We start from the raw sequence: 17,153 nt of genomic DNA, 5'->3' as shown, positions 1-17,153 counted from the left end.
GCCATTGACGATCCGTCGCATGAGGCCGCTTTTGCGGCGTTTGAAAATCAAGTGCATAGCAAAGTTCACTTTTGTTATTTTTGTTGGCCGGCGAGCATATAATTTGTGCGCGGTGCTGCAACAATGGGCATTTTGGCATGCCACCTATGCAGAATATGACAGTGATATGACATTGCGGCCTCGCCATGCGACAGGCTGAAGACCTTCCTCTCAACCGTCAATGGTATCGGGTAGAGCGGTACTGTAAGATGCCGCCGTCGTCCTTTCCAGGGAAGAGACTGACATGGAGCGTCGCCTTGCAGCCGTCCTGATTGCCGATGTCGTAGGCTATGGCCGTTTAAGCCAGGCCGATGAGGAGGGGACGCGTCTGCGTTTCCAGGCGGACATGAGGGAAGTCGTCGAGCCCTCGATAGCCGAGCATAGCGGGCGGCTGGTCAAGACCATGGGCGACGGATTGCTGGTGGAGTTTCACAGCGTCGTCGATGCCGTGCGCTGCGCAGTGGATGTGCAGAAGCTGAAGGCGAAGCATAATGCGGAGATCCCGGCCGATCGTCGTCTCGATTTCCGAATCGGTATCAATCTTGGAGATATCATCGTCGAGGGCGACGATATTCATGGTGACGGCGTCAACCTGGCCGACCGCATGCAGTCGCTCGCCGAACCCGGCGGAATAGCGATTTCCGGGCCAGCCTACGACCAGGTGAAATCGAAGCTTGATGTGGCTTTCGTTTCCCTCGGCGAGCAAAGGGTCAAAAGCATTGCTGAACCCGTGCGCGTCTATCGCGTCGTGTTCAATCCGGCGGCAGCAAAGAAGTCCAGCAATCTGCGAAAATATTTCAGCCGCCGGCGCATCGCGGCAATGGCTGCTGCTGCTATCGTGCTCATTCTGGCCGGAGCGGCGCTGTGGCGGCAGCCGTGGGCGCTGCTCGAAACCCCGTCGTTGACCCAGCGCTTTGCCTATCCTTTGCCGGACAAGCCCTCTGTTGCCGTATTGCCCTTCATCAATGTCAGCGGCGACGTCGAGCACGATCATCTTGCAGAAGGGCTGACCGATGATCTGATTACGGAACTGTCGAAAGTCTCCGGCCTCTTCGTCATCGCGCGTCACTCCGTCTTTGCGGTTCGCGATGATGGCGGCAAGATTCAGGATGTGGCGGCGGAGCTTGGTGTTCACTACGTCCTTGAAGGGACGCTGCAGCGGGCGGGCTCACGATTACGCATCAATGTCAAACTGATCGATGCGCTGAGCGGCCTTTCCCTCTGGGCCGAGCGCTACGACCGCGAATATGCCGATCTTTTCGCGGTCCAGGATGATGTCATCAGCAAGATCATCGCAGCACTTGCGATCAGGCTCAGCGAGGGCGAGCGCACGCAACTGGCGCAGATACCCACGGAGAATCTCGAGGCCTACGATTACTACATGCGCGCCGAGCAGGCGGGCCTCACCTATGGAGACGTGGGGACCTACCGCGAGGCGCTGTCCTATTACCAGAAGGCGATCGACCTCGATCCGAACTTTGCCGATGCGCATGCGGGGATCGCGCGCATCGCCGTCGATGTCTGGCGCAACGACTACAATATTCTCTGGTCGGCGGCCGTGGCCCGCAAGATTGCCTATGATGCGGCTGGGCAGGCATTGAAGATCGATCCGAACAATGCGCGGGCGCATACGGTCCTTGCCCTCCTGCAGCTGGTTGACGGGCGCCAGACGGAGGCGCTGACATCGGCGAACCGTGCCGTGCAGGCGCAGCCGAGCGACGCGGAAGCCAATGGCAATCTGGCCCTCGTGCTCGCTCATATCGGCAATCATGACCAGGCGACCGCCGAAATGGAAAAGGCGTTGCGCTTCGATCCTTCGCCATCATCCGGCTTCCAGTTGCTGGCGGGTATCGTCTTCTACATCATCGGTGATGACGACCGGTCGATCTCGCTGATGGAGGCGGCCCGCGACGCACTTCCCAATGCGGAGGCTGCGCGCGAATTCCTGACTGCCGCCTATATAGAGGATGGCGACCCGAAGCGCAGCCTGCAGGAAAAGACAAAGCTGCTGGCGCTTTTTCCCGAAAGCAATCTGACCTATTACAGCTATCTCTACGACTACTGGCGCAAGGACGATCTGAACCTGCATTTGAGCAGGCTGCAGAAAGCGGGAATTCCCGAATGGCCCTTTGGGTTTCAGGGCGAGAAGGCCGATCAGGTCACCGGCGAGCAGTTGCGCGATCTTATCAGTGACAAGAGCTGGACCGGCAAGCACCGCAACGGCACGCAATTCGTCCAGTTCTTCGACAAAGCGGGCAATACCGCCTATCGCAGCGCCAACACGAATATTACCGGCACCGTCGAGATCAAGGGAGACTGGCTCTGCGAGAAATTCCCGGGTTATTTCCTCGACAGGATGGTCTGCGGCAATGTCTATCGTAATCGCGCTCCCGACGAGCCCGGCGCGACATATGTGCATGTCACGCCGCAGGCGCTGAAATTCTTCTCGATCGGGGGCTGATCACCGATTGGTCAGTTGCTGGGCAGAGGGATGCTGCCAGTCTTTCTGCGCCTTCTCCGAGATCAGGATGTTCTGCACTTCCGACCAGTGCTTTTTGGACTCGACCACCTTCGTCGGGTTCTTCACCAACCCTTCGGCGGCACCCGGATCATAGCTGATATAGAGTTTGCCATCGATGATCCGCCAGGCATTCGGATCGATATTGGTGGTCACCGTTCCGAAGGACACCCCATCGGCGCAGTAGCCGCCATATTGCGGCGCATATTTGCCCGGATCCTTGACGAACATGTCACGATGCTCGGCACTGGCAAAATACCAGGTGGCGCCCAGCCAGTGGTGAGAATATTGCGGCGATCCCTCCACGGCCTTATCATCCGTGAAATAGGCGACAGGGTCATAGCCCTTGATCGCCACATCCCCGAAATAGCCCGTGTTGACGAAATCTTCCGCTGTCGCCTCGTTCGCCAGCAGCAGCACCGCGACGCCGCCTATGGCAGCCGCCTTCAGAATTCCATTCCAGTGAGACATTTCAATGCTCCCGTTTCTCAGGCGCGCACTCATTTTCGCTTCGTGCATTCGTCATAGAGCCACTGACCCGTGAGGTCGGCTCCCTGACAGGCGGCGCCTGCTTTCAACAAAAGAGTGACGGCGTCCCAGTGCGATCGCCATCCGGCCTGGGTCACCGGCGTGTAGCCGTTTCTTTCCTTCGGCTCGATCTCGGCCTTCTGCGCAAGCAGGAAAGCAATGACATCGGCATGACCTTCTTCGGCGGCCGCATGCAGCGGTGTCATATGATAGAAGTTCTCGTGATCGTTGACGGCGGCACCTCTCGCCACCAGCAATTCCACGATATCGACATGGCCGCCATAGGCCGCCGCATGCAGGGCTGTCAGCCCGCCCTTGTTGCGGATTTCGATGTCGCAACCGCGATCGAGAAGAAGGGTGACGACATCGGCCTTGCCGGACAGCGCCGCAATCAGCAGCGCCGGTTCGCCCGTATCATCCAGTTCAGCGAGGTCGGCGCCCTGATCGGCAAGCTGCTTGACGCGCTCGACATTGCCTTCGCGCGCGGCATCGTGCAGTGGGCCCGCGAACGCCGCGGAAATCCCAAGGCCGAAACAGATGAAGCTGATCCAAAGGACATTCATCGCGCACCCCCGTCTTGCCATCCCTGGCTTACAAGCGCGAAAGCGTAGTTAAGCTATCATGAATATGCTAGGGCGGCAATGAATGGCGACGGTATGTGGGGGATTGCTGTGCTGACCGACCTATTAAAGCCAAAGAATAACGTCTTTAGCACGGCCGTTCAGGCTCCATATCAGCGAAGAGTGCCTGCAGCGTTTGTAATCCTCCGACGGTGAATGTGATTGGTATTGCTCTCCTTGCAGTCGCCTATCCTGCAAATTGCTTATGCCGGCGCGTGTTGCAGGTCACGGCTGGATGTGGTCTTCTTCGTTCTCAGGAAGGCGGCCAAAGCATTGCCGCAGTGGAGGATGGATGCGCGGATCTAGTTCTCGGCATGGCATTTTAGCGACTGCGATCATTCTATCTTCCGCTTCCCTCGGTTTTGCGCCAAAGGCGCAAGCTGCGGACAACTTTGGCAGTTTTTCCCTTCAATCCACGAGAGGTTACTCGTATCAGCGAGGTGCTGCCCCGGACGGGACGAGAGCAGAGCGCTTCGAATTACGCTCGGGTGACTGTCCCGCCTCCACTGGTGACTGCCACAAGGACAGGGAAAGGGTCGAGAAGTGGGAAAACAAGCCAGCTTCACGGCTGGATCACGAGTATTGGTACCATTTCTCGGTGTTCATTCCTAAAGATTGGCCAGCCAGTGGCTCGATCAATACTAAGCTCGGTCAGTTTCACCAGTTCGGCAACGGCAAACCGCCGGTTCTTTTCCAGATTCAGAACGGCCGATATATCTTCGAGTTGTCAAATCCTTCGGTGAGACAAGCGGACCCCATGCGCCCACTTCCCCCCTTACGGCAGGTTGGACTCAGTTCCGCGAATGCAATGAAGGGCCACTGGACGAGCGTAACTATCCACGCGATTTGGTCCAGGACCCCGGCGGGCTTTATTGATGTGTGGGTCAACGGCGCAAAGAAGGTAGGAGTAAAGGGTCCTAATGTCGATCGAAACGTACCTGTCTATTTCAAGTACGGCGTTTACCGAAGCTTCGTAAGCCGTCTCAAGTCTGATGCCCCTCTGGTGGCCTGGTACAGCGGTATCCGGCGAGGTTCCAGTCGAGAGATGGTGGACGGTACCCAGTAGAGGGGGCATCATGAGGCGCACCCTCGCGACGATACTGGCGGCCGATGTCGCGCAGTATAGCAGTCATATGGAGGAGCACGAGACTTCGACATTGTTCCATCTTGTGGAACTTCGTAGTCGGATGGACCCGTTGATTGCAAAATATAACGGACGTATCGCCAATACCGCAGGCGACAGCATTATCGCCGTCTTCGAGAGCCCGGTTGAAGCCGTTGAAGCGGCCATAGAGATACAGGAAGCGCACAAGGCCTATAACGCTGGGGTCAAGGAGCGAGAAAGGCTCTTTTACCGCATCGGTATCAATATCGGTGATGTCACGATCCAGCAGAACGGGGATGTGCTTGGTGGCGGCGTAAACATCGCTGCTCGCCTGGAATCGGTAGCGGTGCCAGGCGGCATCTGCGTCTCTGAGAACGTCTATGAGCAAGTTGACCGCAAGCTACCGACGACGCTTACCAAGCTTGGCGAGCAATATGTCAAAAATCTGGAAAAGCCGATCAAGGTCTATGCAATAGGCCCCACCAGCAATAGCTTTGGCCACGCGCTCCAGACGTTTCTCATCAGAACTGTGAAGCGCCCTTCGATGCAGCTGACAATCGTCAGCCTGGCATTAGTCGCAACCATGTTGTCTGGCTACCTGCTCCTGAATATACGGACGCCTGACTGGGCCACTCGTGGTGATGAGCAGGGGCAGTTCAATGGCCTGACAAAGCAGGAAATTCTTGCGAAGTTCGATCTCGTTACAACAGGGCATTTTCAGAATTCCGACTACTACATTATCCGCTACTGGGGCGGTCTCACGATGGACGTACTTGAAGAACTGGCTGATGCGCTTGGCGGGCATGTCGTGACGATCAATTCGGCGGCCGAGAACATGTATCTCTTTGACCTGTCTCTTCAGCAACCTGGTCACTGGATGGTGCAAGACATCAGCGATGGCTCAAAGCAGGTCAGTGGACCAATGATCGGTTTGGTCCAGACACCGGGCTCTGTGGAGCCCGGTCAGGGGTGGCACTGGCTCGACGGAGAAACGGTCACTTTCACCAACTGGAAGCAGGGAGGCCCGGAGAACTCAAAAGGACATCAGAACCTTGCGCAATTCCGGGCCAACGGAATGACGCCGGTGCCCTATTGGGACGATATCGACGACTGTCAGGATTCCGTGATTATCGAGGTTCCCGCTTCGGCTGCCGTAAACTGATCGTACAATGGACAAAAAACAAATGGTGGGCCCGGAGGGACTCGAACCCCCAACCAAGCGGTTATGAGCCGCCGGCTCTAACCATTGAGCTACAGGCCCGGCACCCAGGGTGCGGTCAGCCGGGGCAATGGCTCCCGCGGCTTTTGTCCGATTAACGCAAATCCGGGACAGTCACAAGCCATGAGCGCAAGCATCTGTGGACGGTGCATATTTGCGGCCTGCCCTCTGGAACCTTCGCGGGCGGGCTACATTTACTGCTGTCAGACAGGATCTGAAGAGGGCAATCGCAGAATGGTGGCTTCCCAGGGTGCCGTGGTTCTCATCGTCGAGGACGAACCGCTGATCAGGTTCAATATTCTGGATGTGCTCGAAGACGTAGGGCATGTGGCGCTCGAGGCTGGGAACGCGGACGAGGCAATGGTGCTTCTGAAGGCCCGCAACGATGTCGATATCCTCTTCACCGATGTGAATATGGCCGGTTCGATGGATGGCATCCAGTTGGCCAAGCGGGTGAGGGCGATGCGGCCGAATATCGGCATCATCATCACCTCGGGCATGGTGCGGCTCGATCCGATGTCGTTGCCCGCCAACACGGCTTTCCTGCCGAAACCCTATCAGCACGAGGCCTTGATCTCGGCGATCGATTCGATGACGCGGTAGCTGCAGGCGGGCATCAATCGGGGCTCGCCATCGACGGCGGCGGAATGGGGACGCCGATTGCCCCCGTCGCGGTTTCGGTTTCTTCGATCTGCTTGCGAGCCTGTTCGTTGACTTTCGTCGTTTCGCCGCGCAGTTCGACCTCGGCTTCCTTCCAGTGGCGCCGATCTTGGCCTTCCGGCCTGCCTTCTTTTTCCCAGATTGCATAGGCGCGTTCGCGCACGCGGTTCTCGGTCCGGTTTGTCATGGCTATCTCCCGTGGTCTCGGTCATCGCAAAACCGGCCGGGAAGCGGAATGTTCCGGCGAGGCGCCAGATGTCGGCAGAGATATCGGGAGGCGCAGCCGAGCTGAAGGGAGGTCTGCTTCAAGCCCGGCCGCCGGCCCCGGGGGAGCCGTCAGAGCATTTTCATTTTCTTCGGGTCGCTGAAAATGCTCTATCTGTTTGTTTTCACGCAGGTCCGAACGCAAAATCCCTGCGCACTTCTGCTGGAATTGCTCTAGTTGTAGCTGCTCTTCAGCAGATCGTTTTCCTGATGCGCCTTCTTCTCATAGATGGTGAAAAGAGCCATCGAGAGGAGATAGGAGAGGAAGGGGTCTCCCATCTGCGTGGCGATATCGCGGGATGCGAGGATATGTCGTTCCAACGCACCGATATCTTTTTGCACTGTGGTTTCATTCACGCGGTTCATGCTGCCATCTCCAGGAATTGGGTCACGACGGAACGCGTCGGGACGTAGCGGGTGTAGAGGGGGGTATCGATGCCGAGGGATGCACGCATCCTGGTGAGTACCCGTTCGGAAACTTCGAAGGCGCCGCAGCAGACCGGATACTTGCCGTAGCCATCGGCGCGGCCGAGTTCCTCGACCTCGGCGCCGGCGCGCTTGTAGATGCGCTTCAGGTGCGGCTCGTAATTGGAAATCATGGTGTGGATGCCATGATCGAGGGCGCATTCGCAGAGAGCGAGCAGCAGCATCGAGAAGGCGCGGCCGGCATCGATATCGGGAAAATCGTCGGCGATTGCTTCCTCGTCGATGCACATGCGGGTTCCCTCCCAGATGCCGGGGGCGACGAGATCGGCTGCCTGCGGGAAGGTTGCGCGGAAGACGTCGTAGAGGAGGGTCGGTCCGGTCGTCGGCATCAGGCGCATGCCGCCGTAAAGGCGGGTGCGGGTTTCGTCGCACCAAACGAGATAGGCCGGGCAGAGCGAGTCATAGCTGTCGCGCTCGAAAGGGCCGATTACCGGAACGTTCCAGCCAAGGGTGTCCGCAAAGACTTTCTTGCGCAGGCGGAACATCTGGTCGAGTATGAAAGCATATTTCTGATACTCATGTGCCTGAATGATAACGAACATTTTGCCCTCCAGCGTGTTGAGTTCGTGAGGGCAGATTGGTTCAGGACGACGGGATCGGAAATTCCCTCATATGGGTGCCTACAGATGAGCCCCCGCATATGAGGGGGTCGTTCAGAGCATTTCCGGCTCAGAATGATTCAGCCAGACCAGCAGGCATTCAGGGATTGATGATGCGCAGCTGTACGGCCCGCGAGGCCGCCGCGGAAATGGTGGCGCAGCCGAGTTTGAAGCGGGCAGTTTTCAGATAATCGCGGGTCGTATGCTCTGAAATGCCGAGGATGACGGCGATGTCCTTGTAGTCCTTGCCGAGTGCCGTCCAATGCAGGCATTCGATTTCGCGCGGAGAAAGCGTCGGCACCGGATCGTTCTCGCCGTGAAGCTCGTAGATGGCCTTGCGATGGATGAGATGGGCGAGCTCGATCCACTCGTTGCGATAGGTCTTGACCATGGCGGTCCAATCATCGAGCGGCATGCGGGCGTTGATCGACAGCAGCGCGCGGCGCTGCGCCTTGTCAGCCACCGGGATCGAATAGCCGTTGCCGCCGATCCCGTGCTTCTGGGCGTCGACCAGCATGGCGTAGGCTTCGGGTGTAGGCTCCACCTCACTCCAGTCGAAGGGTAGCTGGCGCTCGAAGCCCTGTTTGACGATCGGATCGACCTTCACGTAGCTGTTGAGCAGATAGCGAGAGACCCAGGCGTCCGGATAGGTGGTGCGCACGAAAGGGGCGTCGATCTTTGCCGCGATGGTCTGAGCGAGGTGATAGGTGACATAATCGACGGCATATTCCGCCTGGAAGATGCGGATGGAAGCATCGACATTGGCCGCAGCCTTGATTTGTTCGAAAATAGGTTCGAACTTTTGCGAATAGCTATTTTCTGTCATCGTGCCGTCTGCCTCAAAACGTTCAATCTTACCGCGAGGGATGTCGAAAATACAAGGCATCCCCACATATGCGGGGAATGACTTTTCCGGACCCGTCTGTTAGCGCCTTTTCCGGGGAGGCTCCAGATGGACAGCAAGAGAACGTTCGACATCGCCGAATGCCATCAGGCAGCCAAAGGGCTGAGATCGAGCTGGCAGGACATGGCTGGCTCCGAGGCGCTGATCCGTGCGCTGGTCGCTGAACGCAACGGCGATAGGTTGCTTGCCTTGTTCTGGACAGAGGTTCACCGGACGCTCTGCGAAGAGAAATAATCGCTCCTTTACCGTTACATCGCTCACGCATTTCTTCCATAGACGTGACGCAGGCGCGCCGGACAGGTCACGGTGAATTCGATCATGGAGGCCATCGGGAAGGTCCGTTTCATGTCGTGTAAAGCAGCAAGATGACAGGTATATCGCGGGTGCACCGCCGTGGCCGTCAGGTTAATGGCGAATGAACACGCTTTCATACTTTGTCGCCACTTAATTTGCGTTGCCTGCCGGAAGCAAGATAGGCGAAGTGCAGCTTAACAAAATATGCAGCATATTCGCGGCTTCTCCAGCAAACATGCTTGACGGATCGTTACCGCAAAGCGCAAAGGTGTGTGTGGAAACGATTACACAAACCGCTATTGTGCCATAGTGGGAGGTGGGCCGGGATTGCATGTCGAACGCAAAATCATTTGCGTTGCTTCTCACGAGAGCTGCTTGGCAACAGCCGGACTGATCTAGCGGATGCAGATGACGGAAAAGCGCGTGCACCTGGTCTTCAAGACCCATCTCGATATCGGTTTCACCGACCATGCGGAGAAGGTTCGCCGGCAATATCACGAGCGCTTCATTCCGCAGGCGATCGAGACCGGTGCGCATTTCTATGCCGAAAACCCTGAAGAGCCGAAATTCATCTGGACAACAGGCGCGTGGCTGATCTGGGATCATCTGACTTCGCGCTCGCCTGCCGAGGTCGCGGCACTGGAACAGGCGATCGAACGCGGGCTCATCCGCTGGCACGGGTTGCCTTTCACCACCCACACCGAACTCATGTCACCGGACCTGTTCCGAGCGGGTCTTTCCTATTCGCAGGAGCTCGACCGCCGCTTTGGCAAGCAGACGATTGCGGCGAAGATGACCGACGTTCCGGGCCACACGCTCGGCATGGTGCCGCTGCTTGCCGAAGCCGGCATCCGCTTCCTGCATCTCGGCGTCAATACGGCTTCCCCGCCGCCCGACGTGCCTGATGTTTTTCGCTGGCGTGCGCCTGATAGCGCCGAGGTCGTGGTCATGTACCAGCGCTCCTATGGCGAAACTTATTTTCCCGAAGGTTTCGACGACGGGCTGAGCTTTGCACATACGCAGGACAATATCGGCCCGCAAAGCGTGCCGCAGACGGCGGAGGCCTATCGCGACGTGCGCCGCCTCGCGCCTGAAGCGGTCATCCGCGCGGCGACGCTGGAGAACTATGGTGCGATCCTCTGGGAGAAGCGCGAGCGTTTCCCGGTGCTGGAGCTGGAGCTGGGCGACAGCTGGATTCATGGCAGCGCCACGGACCCGTTGAAGACGGCGAAATTTCTGGCCCTGCAACGGCTCTATGACCGCTTCGCGGGCGAGGGACTCAATCAGCGCAGGCTTGCTTTCGGCCGCGGGCTCGCCATGGTGGCGGAGCATACGTGCGGGGTGGATATCAAATCCTATCTGCGCGACGACAAGGCTTGGGCAAAAGCCGATTTCGAAGCGGCCCGCAAAGGGGATTACCGTTTCGCCTATACCGAGGCGTCGTGGGACGAGCAGCGCGGCTATATCGACCAGGCTGTCGCCGAACTCGATGCCGACGACCAGCAGCAGGCGCAGACGGTGCTCGCAGAGCTCTTCGCGCCGGCGCTCGTCGGCAGCGTGAGCAGGGAGACCCGCCTTGTTGCCAGCGACTGGTCGATCGAGCTCGATGAGGTGACCGGCGATGTCGCTGCGGTAACTTCGCCGCTGGGGCGCCGGATTGCCGGCCGCAACGGTTCGTTGATCGCCTATCGCTATGAGAGTTATGACGCTGCCGATGTCGCCAGACATATGGGCAGCTATTTGACGCATCGGCAGGAATGGGCAGTGCTCGATCACGACAAGCCTGGGCTTGGTCGCTCGGGTGCGGCGCTTTCGAAGGTTTATGTGCCGAGACTGGAACGTGCGGGCAACGACGGGGTTCTCTTGTCCATGCCCGCGGAAGCCGTCGAGCGGTTTGGGGCGCCACCCCAGCTCGCCGTGGAGTTTTCGGGTGATGACGATAGCCTGCAATTGCGCCTCTCGCTGCGGGACAAGCCGGCCAATCGTATGCCCGAGGCGAGCTTCCTGTCGTTCACGCCCGACGGCGCAAAGGACTGGGCTTTCAGGAAGACGGGGTTGTGGCACCGGTCCTGCAGTTTCGCCATGTCGGGCGGCGCGCAGCTTCAGGCCGTCTCCGCCGTCCGCGGCGACCTTGCGGATGCCGGAATGCTCTTCGTCGAGCCGCTCGACACGCCGCTGGTTGCGCCGCAGGGCTGGGATTTCATGACGTTCTGTAAGGAGCTGCCGGATTTTGAAGCGGGAATCCGCTTCAACCTGCATAATAACAAGTGGGGAACCAATTTCCCAATGTGGTGGGAAGGCGATTTTTCCGCCCGTTTCCGGATACGCCTGGACTAGCTCGCCTGTTCATACCGCTCGCGGGAGCCTGTGGCGTTGACTGATCTGGATGGTGGGCTTGTGGGATTCTGGTACTTTCGGCCGGAATTTGACGAGAACCTCGTTTCCATCAGCCGATGCGCGCGTTTGTTCCAGCCTGTCACGCTCGGCAGTCGCCTGAAGCCAATGCTCAGCGTCGCGGCCATGCGGCCTGCCTTCCGCTTCCCAAAGTGCGTAGGCCCGCTTGCATATCCAGTCATGCCGGGAGGTATTGCTCATCGTGTCGTCCTTCTTGCCGATCTTCTTTCCCGCCAGCGATTCCACACGATTGGCCTCCCGCCGAAGGCGGTACCTCAAGCTGCTCGTGTAGAAAGGAGCCGGCAAACGCCGGCATTTCGATGGGTTGGCATGACCTCTTGCCATGCTCAGTGTAAGAACGAGTTCACCCGACGTGTGTTCCCGACATATTCGGTGAAATTTTGCGCTCAGAGAGGGCGATCATTCAGAGCGTGACCGCTCGCTGTTGGCCTCGCCGTGGTTGACGTCCCAGTCTTTTCGCGACTTCTGGTCGGGCGATGTGCGATGGATGGTGGCATCATCGGAATGGGTAACGTCGCGCGGCTTGGCGCTGGAGACGCCGCTGTTGCGGCGGCCCTCTCGCGAACGCGCGAACTGTCCTTCGGCGTCTTTGCGGATTTTGTCTTTACCGTTCACGGTCCTGTCCTACTCGTGGATATGATCGGGCAGAACAGGCGGACGGCGCTTGGCCGCCATCAGCAAGTCCAACTCAACCGAAGACGGACCGAAGCGGGTAAAAAGGCTTTCGGCCTGCTCTTTCTTGAGGCCGTATTTGGCGGCGAACTCCTGAAGACTATAGGGGCGGCCGCGCAGGGTGCGGCTGCGTCGTTCAGGTTGGTGAATTTGCGTCATTGCGGATCTCCCCAGGCTGCTTGCCGAGGCAAAACCGCTTAGTGCGCTAAAGGTTCCAAATCTGCCCCTTCGATGCCCTCTTGGCGGCGAAACGCCATTTTAACCGGCTCCAAAAGCAAAAAAATACCAGCAAGTCTCAATGAATTTCAATCGGTTAGAAGATGCCTGCAGACAAGGAGGGCAGAAATGGCTTTATCACGCCTGTGTTACTCTATAAAATGAATCGTGTATCTGGTCCGAGGGAGGAGTCGAGCTCTCGTCTTGCGTCGATCCGGGCCGGGTCTTGAGGAAGCTGGCTAAATCCATCAGAGGAGACAGACATGATGAATGCACTGCCGCCACTTCACAACGGACATGCCCCGTTCACCCTGCAACAGCTGTTCCGTGAGGCGCTTTATGCGTACGAGGAATGGGACAGCGAACTGACGGAGCCGATTGTCACCCATGAAGGCAGGGTTATTCCCATCAGCTTCGTTTTCGAGGCTATGCGCGAATGCACCGATATCGTCCCGGCCAATATCGTCGGCGCCGTCACCGAACGGCTGACCAAGCCTTGGGAGGGCGAGGGACCGCTAGACCAGATGACCTTCTCGACGGCGGCGCGCGTCATGCGCGTTCTGGTGCGCAAGCGCCTTCTTGCCAATGGCACGCCTGACATCGCCGCTCTTTCGACGCGCGCATCCGAAGCTGAGCCGCGCGAATAGGGCTTTCAGGATCGCGGCACTGGCCGCGATCCCATTCCTCCATCCTTCTGCGGAACCCTGCTCATTTCCAGCCGTTGAAACAGGCAGAGAAGGACGAGCACCATGTTGAAATCCATTCTACACGAAATTATGGGAACGGGCGGTCGCGAGGCTCACCTGCCGCGATCGCTGGAACAGTTCCGCGGCGAAAAGAACGTCCTCATCGTCTTTGCCGACGCCGAGGACGACAGGCCAATCGTTCAGGACGAATTGCTGCGCAAGTCGCAGATGCGGCTGATCGAGGACGATATCGAGGTCTTCACGATCGCCGGCGGCGGCGCATTCTCTATGTTTGAGGATGGCAAGGACCTTGATGCAGACGAGCTGCGCGATGAGCTTCAAGGGCCGCTCAGCGGCGAATTCGGGCTGGTACTTGTCGGCACCGATGGCGAGGTGAAGTTGCGTTCCAGCCAGCCGATGAGTGTGGAGGAGATCCGTCGCGCCGCCGACATCCGATCACCGCATCACTGAGTTTTCAAAGTTCGAATGCTTCTTTCAGCCCAACGCTCTTGCGTTCGCGCAGATCGAGATCAGCCTCGATATGGGCGATATGGTGAAGCATCAGACGGCAGGCGCGATCGAGTTCGCCGCTTTCGATTGCTTCGATGATATCCCCGTGTTCGGCATGGCCGCAGCTCGAGACGGTCGATTGCCCGTAGAGCGCGATCACCAGGGATGAGCGGGCGACGAGTTCTTCCATGAAGCGCTGCATGATCGCATTGCCCGAGATGGCGGCGAGCGTCAGATGGAAATCGCCCGATGCTTTTATTTCGGCTCGTCTTGCCGTCTGGCCGCGCTCACCCATCAGCCGGCCTTCTTCCAAAAGCAATTGCTTCAAGTGCTCGATATCGGATCGCGTGATGTGGACCGCCGCTTCCCGCAGAATGCCCGGCTCGACCAACCTCCGGGCGGCGAAGATCTGTCGGGCTTCGTCTGGGGAGGGATAGGCGACGAAAGCGCCGCGGTTCTTCTCGACGCTGACGAGACCTTCATAAGAAAGTGCCTGCAGGGCTGCGCGCGCCAGCGTGCGACTGACATTGAAGAGATTACCGACGTCGCTTTCCGATAGTTTCGTGCCGGGTGACAGGCGTCGCTCGACGATCGCGTCCCTGATGGCATCGCGGATCTGCGGGACGCCCGTATCCTGGGTGTCGTCGTGGCTCATGGCGCTGGCGGCGGATTTCATGAAATCGGTTTCCTTGATGTCAGCAAACAATAGCCGCCTTTGTCTCAAAAGTTAAACGAATTTGTACGCACGGCGTGGGCGAAATTGTATACGATTTTCTGCACGAATTGAGGACGAAAGCCCATTTTGTGTGCAACGCGAAAAGTGGCAGAAATTTTGTCAGGCCGGATGATGCTATTAAAAATTCATGATTTGCAACGGCTTAAGATGTGCTCACTAAATTGGCACGCCAGATGCATTGTCTTTCTCGAACAGGGGAAGACACGATGTCGAAAGCGGCAGAGATCGATATAGCATCCGTTTCAAAGGTCTATGGCGCGACCACGGCGGTCCATGCCATCAGCCTGAAAATTCCGGCCGGTTCCTATTGCTGTTTCCTCGGTCCATCCGGCTGCGGCAAAACCTCGACGCTGCGCATGATCGCGGGACATGAGACGATTTCATCGGGCGATATCCGGCTCGGTAATGTCGTCGTCACCGATTTCCCGCCGGCAAAGCGCGGCACGGCTATGATGTTCCAATCCTATGCGCTGTTTCCGCATCTCGATCTCGTCGACAACGTGGCCTTTAGCTTGAAGATGAAAGGCGTCGACAAGGACGAGCGCCGCGCCAAGGCGCTGGAGATGCTGAAGCTGATGCAGATGGAGGCCTATGCCACCAGGCGGCCGGCGCAGCTTTCCGGCGGTCAACAGCAGCGCGTCGCTCTGGCGCGTGCCTTGATCACCGATCCGGAAGCATTGCTGCTCGACGAGCCGCTGTCTGCACTCGACCCTTTCCTGAAGATCCGCATGCGCGCGGAGCTGAAAAAACTGCAGAAGACGCTCGGCATCACCTTCGTGCATGTGACGCACAGCCAGGAAGAGGCGATGGCGCTCGCCGACATCATCGTCATCATGAATGATGGGAAGATCGAGCAGGCGGCGTCTCCGCGGCAGGTGTTCGAAAAGCCGGCGACTGCCTTTGTCGCCCGCTTCATGGGCGATCATAACGTTCTCTCCGGCCGTGTCACTTCGAGCGAGAATGGCGTGATCGTCATGACGGTGCCTGAAGGGCAGAGTTTTTCCGTGCGCGGGACGGGCAGGGAGGTCGGCGAAGCCGTCGATATCGGCATCCGCACCGATCGTGTTCGCCTTCAGGTGGCGACCGACTGGACCCTCGGCTTCAACGGTGTCGTCTCGAATATCGAATATCGCGGCTCCTCGGTGAAGATCACCGTCTTCGGGGCTGGCAGCGACGATTTCACCGTCATCGCAAGCGACAGCGATTACTTCGCCAGCCCGGTCTCGGTCGGCGATGCGGTGTCTTTGAGTTGGGCTCTGGAGGATGCCGTCCTCCTTGGCCGCGTTTCCGCATGAACTTCACTATCAAAAAAAGGGGAACTGCCATGACGACTGAAACGAAAATCACGAAGGCGGAAAAGGGAATTTCCCGCCGCGCGCTTCTGAAGACGGGTGCTGCCGCCGTCGGCGCCATTGCCGGCTCGGGCGCTATCACCGGCTTCCCGACCATCTGGGCGCAGTCCAACATCACGCTTCGCCAGTTCGGCACCGGCGTTTCGAACATCAATGCGATCGCCGAGAAGTGCAAGCAGGACCTCGGCATTACGCTGGAGATGACTGCGACCGATTCCGACGCTGCCGCCCAGCGCGCGGTCACCCAGCCTGACAGCTACGATATCGCCGATATCGAATACTGGATCCTGAAAAAGGTATATCCGGCCGGTGTCATCCAGCCGATGGATGTGAAGAAGCTGAAGTATTACGACAAGGTCGTGCCGCTCTTCAAGAACGGCAAGCTGAAGCCAGACAGCGTCATTGCCCAGGGTACGGCGCCGCACACCGTTGGCTATGTCGAAAGCAAAGATGCCAAGACGTTCGCCAAGGGGGAGACCGAGCTCTTCACCATGATGCCGACGATCTACAATGCCGATACGCTCGGCATTCGCCCCGACCTCGTCGGCCGCGAGATCACCACCTGGGCTGATATCATGGATCCGAAGTTCAAAGGCAAGACCTCGATCCTCAACATCCCGTCGATTGGCATCATGGATGCCGCGATGATCATGGAAGCTCTAGGCAACATCAAATATGCCGACAAGGGCAACATGACCAAGGCGGAGATCGACAAGACGATCGAGTTCCTGATCAAGGCAAAGCACGACGGCCAATTCCGAGCCTTCTGGAAGAGCTTCGACGAGTCGGTCAACCTGATGGCGTCGGGCGAAGTCGTCATCCAGTCCATGTGGTCGCCGGCCGTCGCCGCCGTCCGCTCCAAGGGCATTGCCTGCAAATATCAGCCGCTCAAGGAAGGCTATCGTTCATGGGGTGGCGGTCTCGGCCTCGCCGCCCACCTCAAGGGCGCACAGCTCGACGCCGCCTATGAGTACATCAACTGGTACACGTCTGGCTGGGTCGGGGGCTATCTCAACCGTCAGGGCTATTACTCCGCTTGCATGGATACGGCCAAGAACTTCATGACGGCAGACGAATGGGGCTACTGGATCGAAGGCAAGCCGGCACAGGGCGATATCCTCTCGCCGGAAGGCAAGGTCATGGAAAAGGCCGGCGCTGTTCGCGATGGTGGTTCGTTCGAGGAGCGCATGGGTCATGTGGCGTGCTGGAACTCGGTCATGGACGAGGATCGCTACATGGTGCGCCGCTGGAACGAGTTCATCGCGGCGTAAGGCACGTCGGCGTTTGCCGCTTTTCCCCTCCCCAGCCCTCCCCACAAGGGGGAGGGAGC

At 58.3% G+C, this 17,153-nt stretch carries 20 protein-coding genes and 1 tRNA gene; 10 read left to right on the top strand and 11 right to left on the bottom strand.

The genetic code is table 11. The features are described from left to right. The first annotated feature begins 283 nt into the window (after positions 1-283). On the top strand, positions 284-2,500 hold the full coding sequence (locus JNB85_RS21575) for an adenylate/guanylate cyclase domain-containing protein (RefSeq protein ID WP_220336344.1): 2,217 nt from the start codon (positions 284-286) through the stop codon (positions 2,498-2,500). On the opposite strand, the gene JNB85_RS21570 is transcribed toward JNB85_RS21575, so the two are convergent. Together JNB85_RS21570 and JNB85_RS21565 are read right to left on the bottom strand one after the other, a co-directional pair. After that, positions 2,501-3,028: a YHS domain-containing (seleno)protein gene (locus JNB85_RS21570; RefSeq protein ID WP_220336343.1), complete on the bottom strand. Its 528-nt coding sequence runs from the start codon at positions 3,026-3,028 to the stop codon at positions 2,501-2,503. It abuts the gene before it with no gap. A gap of 29 nt (positions 3,029-3,057) precedes the next feature. Next, positions 3,058-3,648, bottom strand: a complete 591-nt coding sequence (locus tag JNB85_RS21565; protein WP_220336342.1) for an ankyrin repeat domain-containing protein — start codon at positions 3,646-3,648, stop codon at positions 3,058-3,060. A 262-nt stretch (positions 3,649-3,910) separates the two neighbouring features. Between JNB85_RS21565 and JNB85_RS31250 the strand changes: the two genes are divergently transcribed. Further along, positions 3,911-4,771 carry a polysaccharide lyase family 20 protein gene (locus JNB85_RS31250; protein ID WP_420852286.1) on the top strand — a complete coding sequence of 287 codons (861 nt, stop codon included), beginning with the start codon at positions 3,911-3,913 and terminating at the stop codon, positions 4,769-4,771. Between the two features lie 10 nt (positions 4,772-4,781). Next, positions 4,782-5,972 (top strand): adenylate/guanylate cyclase domain-containing protein, encoded by a 1,191-nt coding sequence (locus tag JNB85_RS21555; protein WP_220336340.1) that lies wholly within the window; start codon positions 4,782-4,784, stop codon positions 5,970-5,972. A gap of 23 nt (positions 5,973-5,995) precedes the next feature. Here the strand turns inward: JNB85_RS21555 and JNB85_RS21550 are convergent. Continuing rightward, positions 5,996-6,071, bottom strand: a tRNA-Ile gene (locus tag JNB85_RS21550). Positions 6,072-6,263: 192 nt separating this feature from the next. Between JNB85_RS21550 and JNB85_RS21545 the strand changes: the two genes are divergently transcribed. Continuing rightward, positions 6,264-6,632, top strand: coding sequence for a response regulator (locus JNB85_RS21545; protein ID WP_112541191.1), 369 nt, complete (start codon positions 6,264-6,266; stop codon positions 6,630-6,632). Between the two features lie 13 nt (positions 6,633-6,645). On the opposite strand, the gene JNB85_RS21540 is transcribed toward JNB85_RS21545, so the two are convergent. The 4 genes from JNB85_RS21540 to JNB85_RS21525 all read right to left on the bottom strand — a co-directional run bounded on the left by JNB85_RS21540 (position 6,646) and on the right by JNB85_RS21525 (position 8,864). Next, entirely contained in the window at positions 6,646-6,876 is a 231-nt protein-coding gene (locus JNB85_RS21540) for a DUF2934 domain-containing protein (RefSeq protein ID WP_220336339.1), read from the bottom strand. A 251-nt stretch (positions 6,877-7,127) separates the two neighbouring features. Then, the gene (locus JNB85_RS21535) at positions 7,128-7,319 is read right to left on the bottom strand and encodes a hypothetical protein (RefSeq protein ID WP_183740948.1); all 192 of its coding nucleotides are present in this window, start codon (positions 7,317-7,319) and stop codon (positions 7,128-7,130) included. Beyond that, positions 7,316-7,981 carry an acyl-homoserine-lactone synthase gene (locus tag JNB85_RS21530; RefSeq protein ID WP_220336338.1) on the bottom strand — a complete coding sequence of 222 codons (666 nt, stop codon included), beginning with the start codon at positions 7,979-7,981 and terminating at the stop codon, positions 7,316-7,318. Before JNB85_RS21530 ends, JNB85_RS21535 begins: the two co-directional genes overlap by 4 nt. Before the next feature lie 157 nt (positions 7,982-8,138). Further along, on the bottom strand, positions 8,139-8,864 hold the full coding sequence (locus JNB85_RS21525; RefSeq protein WP_220336337.1) for a LuxR family transcriptional regulator: 726 nt from the start codon (positions 8,862-8,864) through the stop codon (positions 8,139-8,141). A 126-nt stretch (positions 8,865-8,990) separates the two neighbouring features. Here JNB85_RS21525 and JNB85_RS21520 point away from each other — a divergent pair, with 126 nt between their 5' ends. Further along, positions 8,991-9,176, top strand: a complete 186-nt coding sequence (locus JNB85_RS21520; RefSeq protein ID WP_220336336.1) for a hypothetical protein — start codon at positions 8,991-8,993, stop codon at positions 9,174-9,176. A 468-nt stretch (positions 9,177-9,644) separates the two neighbouring features. Beyond that, positions 9,645-11,573 (top strand): DUF5054 domain-containing protein, encoded by a 1,929-nt coding sequence (locus JNB85_RS21515; RefSeq protein ID WP_220336335.1) that lies wholly within the window; start codon positions 9,645-9,647, stop codon positions 11,571-11,573. Between the two features lie 9 nt (positions 11,574-11,582). Here the strand turns inward: JNB85_RS21515 and JNB85_RS21510 are convergent, their stop codons facing one another. The 3 genes from JNB85_RS21510 to JNB85_RS21500 form a co-directional block, all read right to left on the bottom strand. Continuing rightward, complete coding sequence (locus tag JNB85_RS21510; protein WP_220336563.1) at positions 11,583-11,831, bottom strand: DUF2934 domain-containing protein; 249 nt, start codon at positions 11,829-11,831, stop codon at positions 11,583-11,585. A 219-nt stretch (positions 11,832-12,050) separates the two neighbouring features. Next, on the bottom strand, positions 12,051-12,266 hold the full coding sequence (locus JNB85_RS21505) for a hypothetical protein (RefSeq protein ID WP_338050341.1): 216 nt from the start codon (positions 12,264-12,266) through the stop codon (positions 12,051-12,053). 9 nt (positions 12,267-12,275) lie between these two features. Then, positions 12,276-12,482 (bottom strand): hypothetical protein, encoded by a 207-nt coding sequence (locus tag JNB85_RS21500; RefSeq protein WP_183740935.1) that lies wholly within the window; start codon positions 12,480-12,482, stop codon positions 12,276-12,278. A gap of 320 nt (positions 12,483-12,802) precedes the next feature. Here JNB85_RS21500 and JNB85_RS21495 point away from each other — a divergent pair, with 320 nt between their 5' ends. Together JNB85_RS21495 and JNB85_RS21490 are read left to right on the top strand one after the other, a co-directional pair. Further along, positions 12,803-13,186 (top strand): BRA0787 family protein, encoded by a 384-nt coding sequence (locus tag JNB85_RS21495; protein WP_112564635.1) that lies wholly within the window; start codon positions 12,803-12,805, stop codon positions 13,184-13,186. 102 nt (positions 13,187-13,288) lie between these two features. Beyond that, positions 13,289-13,696 (top strand): DUF4174 domain-containing protein, encoded by a 408-nt coding sequence (locus tag JNB85_RS21490; RefSeq protein WP_220336334.1) that lies wholly within the window; start codon positions 13,289-13,291, stop codon positions 13,694-13,696. 4 nt (positions 13,697-13,700) lie between these two features. Here the strand turns inward: JNB85_RS21490 and JNB85_RS21485 are convergent, their stop codons facing one another. Beyond that, the gene (locus JNB85_RS21485; RefSeq protein ID WP_220336333.1) at positions 13,701-14,411 is read right to left on the bottom strand and encodes a GntR family transcriptional regulator; all 711 of its coding nucleotides are present in this window, start codon (positions 14,409-14,411) and stop codon (positions 13,701-13,703) included. 266 nt (positions 14,412-14,677) lie between these two features. Here JNB85_RS21485 and JNB85_RS21480 point away from each other — a divergent pair, with 266 nt between their 5' ends. Both JNB85_RS21480 and JNB85_RS21475 read left to right on the top strand, forming a co-directional pair. Next, on the top strand, positions 14,678-15,766 hold the full coding sequence (locus JNB85_RS21480) for an ABC transporter ATP-binding protein (RefSeq protein WP_220336332.1): 1,089 nt from the start codon (positions 14,678-14,680) through the stop codon (positions 15,764-15,766). Positions 15,767-15,795: 29 nt separating this feature from the next. Further along, positions 15,796-17,094 (top strand): ABC transporter substrate-binding protein, encoded by a 1,299-nt coding sequence (locus tag JNB85_RS21475; protein ID WP_220336331.1) that lies wholly within the window; start codon positions 15,796-15,798, stop codon positions 17,092-17,094. The last annotated feature ends 59 nt before the right edge of the window (positions 17,095-17,153 follow it).

The organism is Rhizobium mesosinicum, assembly GCF_019511345.1.
Taxonomy (GTDB): Bacteria; Pseudomonadota; Alphaproteobacteria; order Rhizobiales; family Rhizobiaceae; genus Rhizobium; species Rhizobium mesosinicum.
Note: the sequence above shows the minus strand (reverse complement) of the source record. Positions and strands in the feature narration are given on the sequence as shown.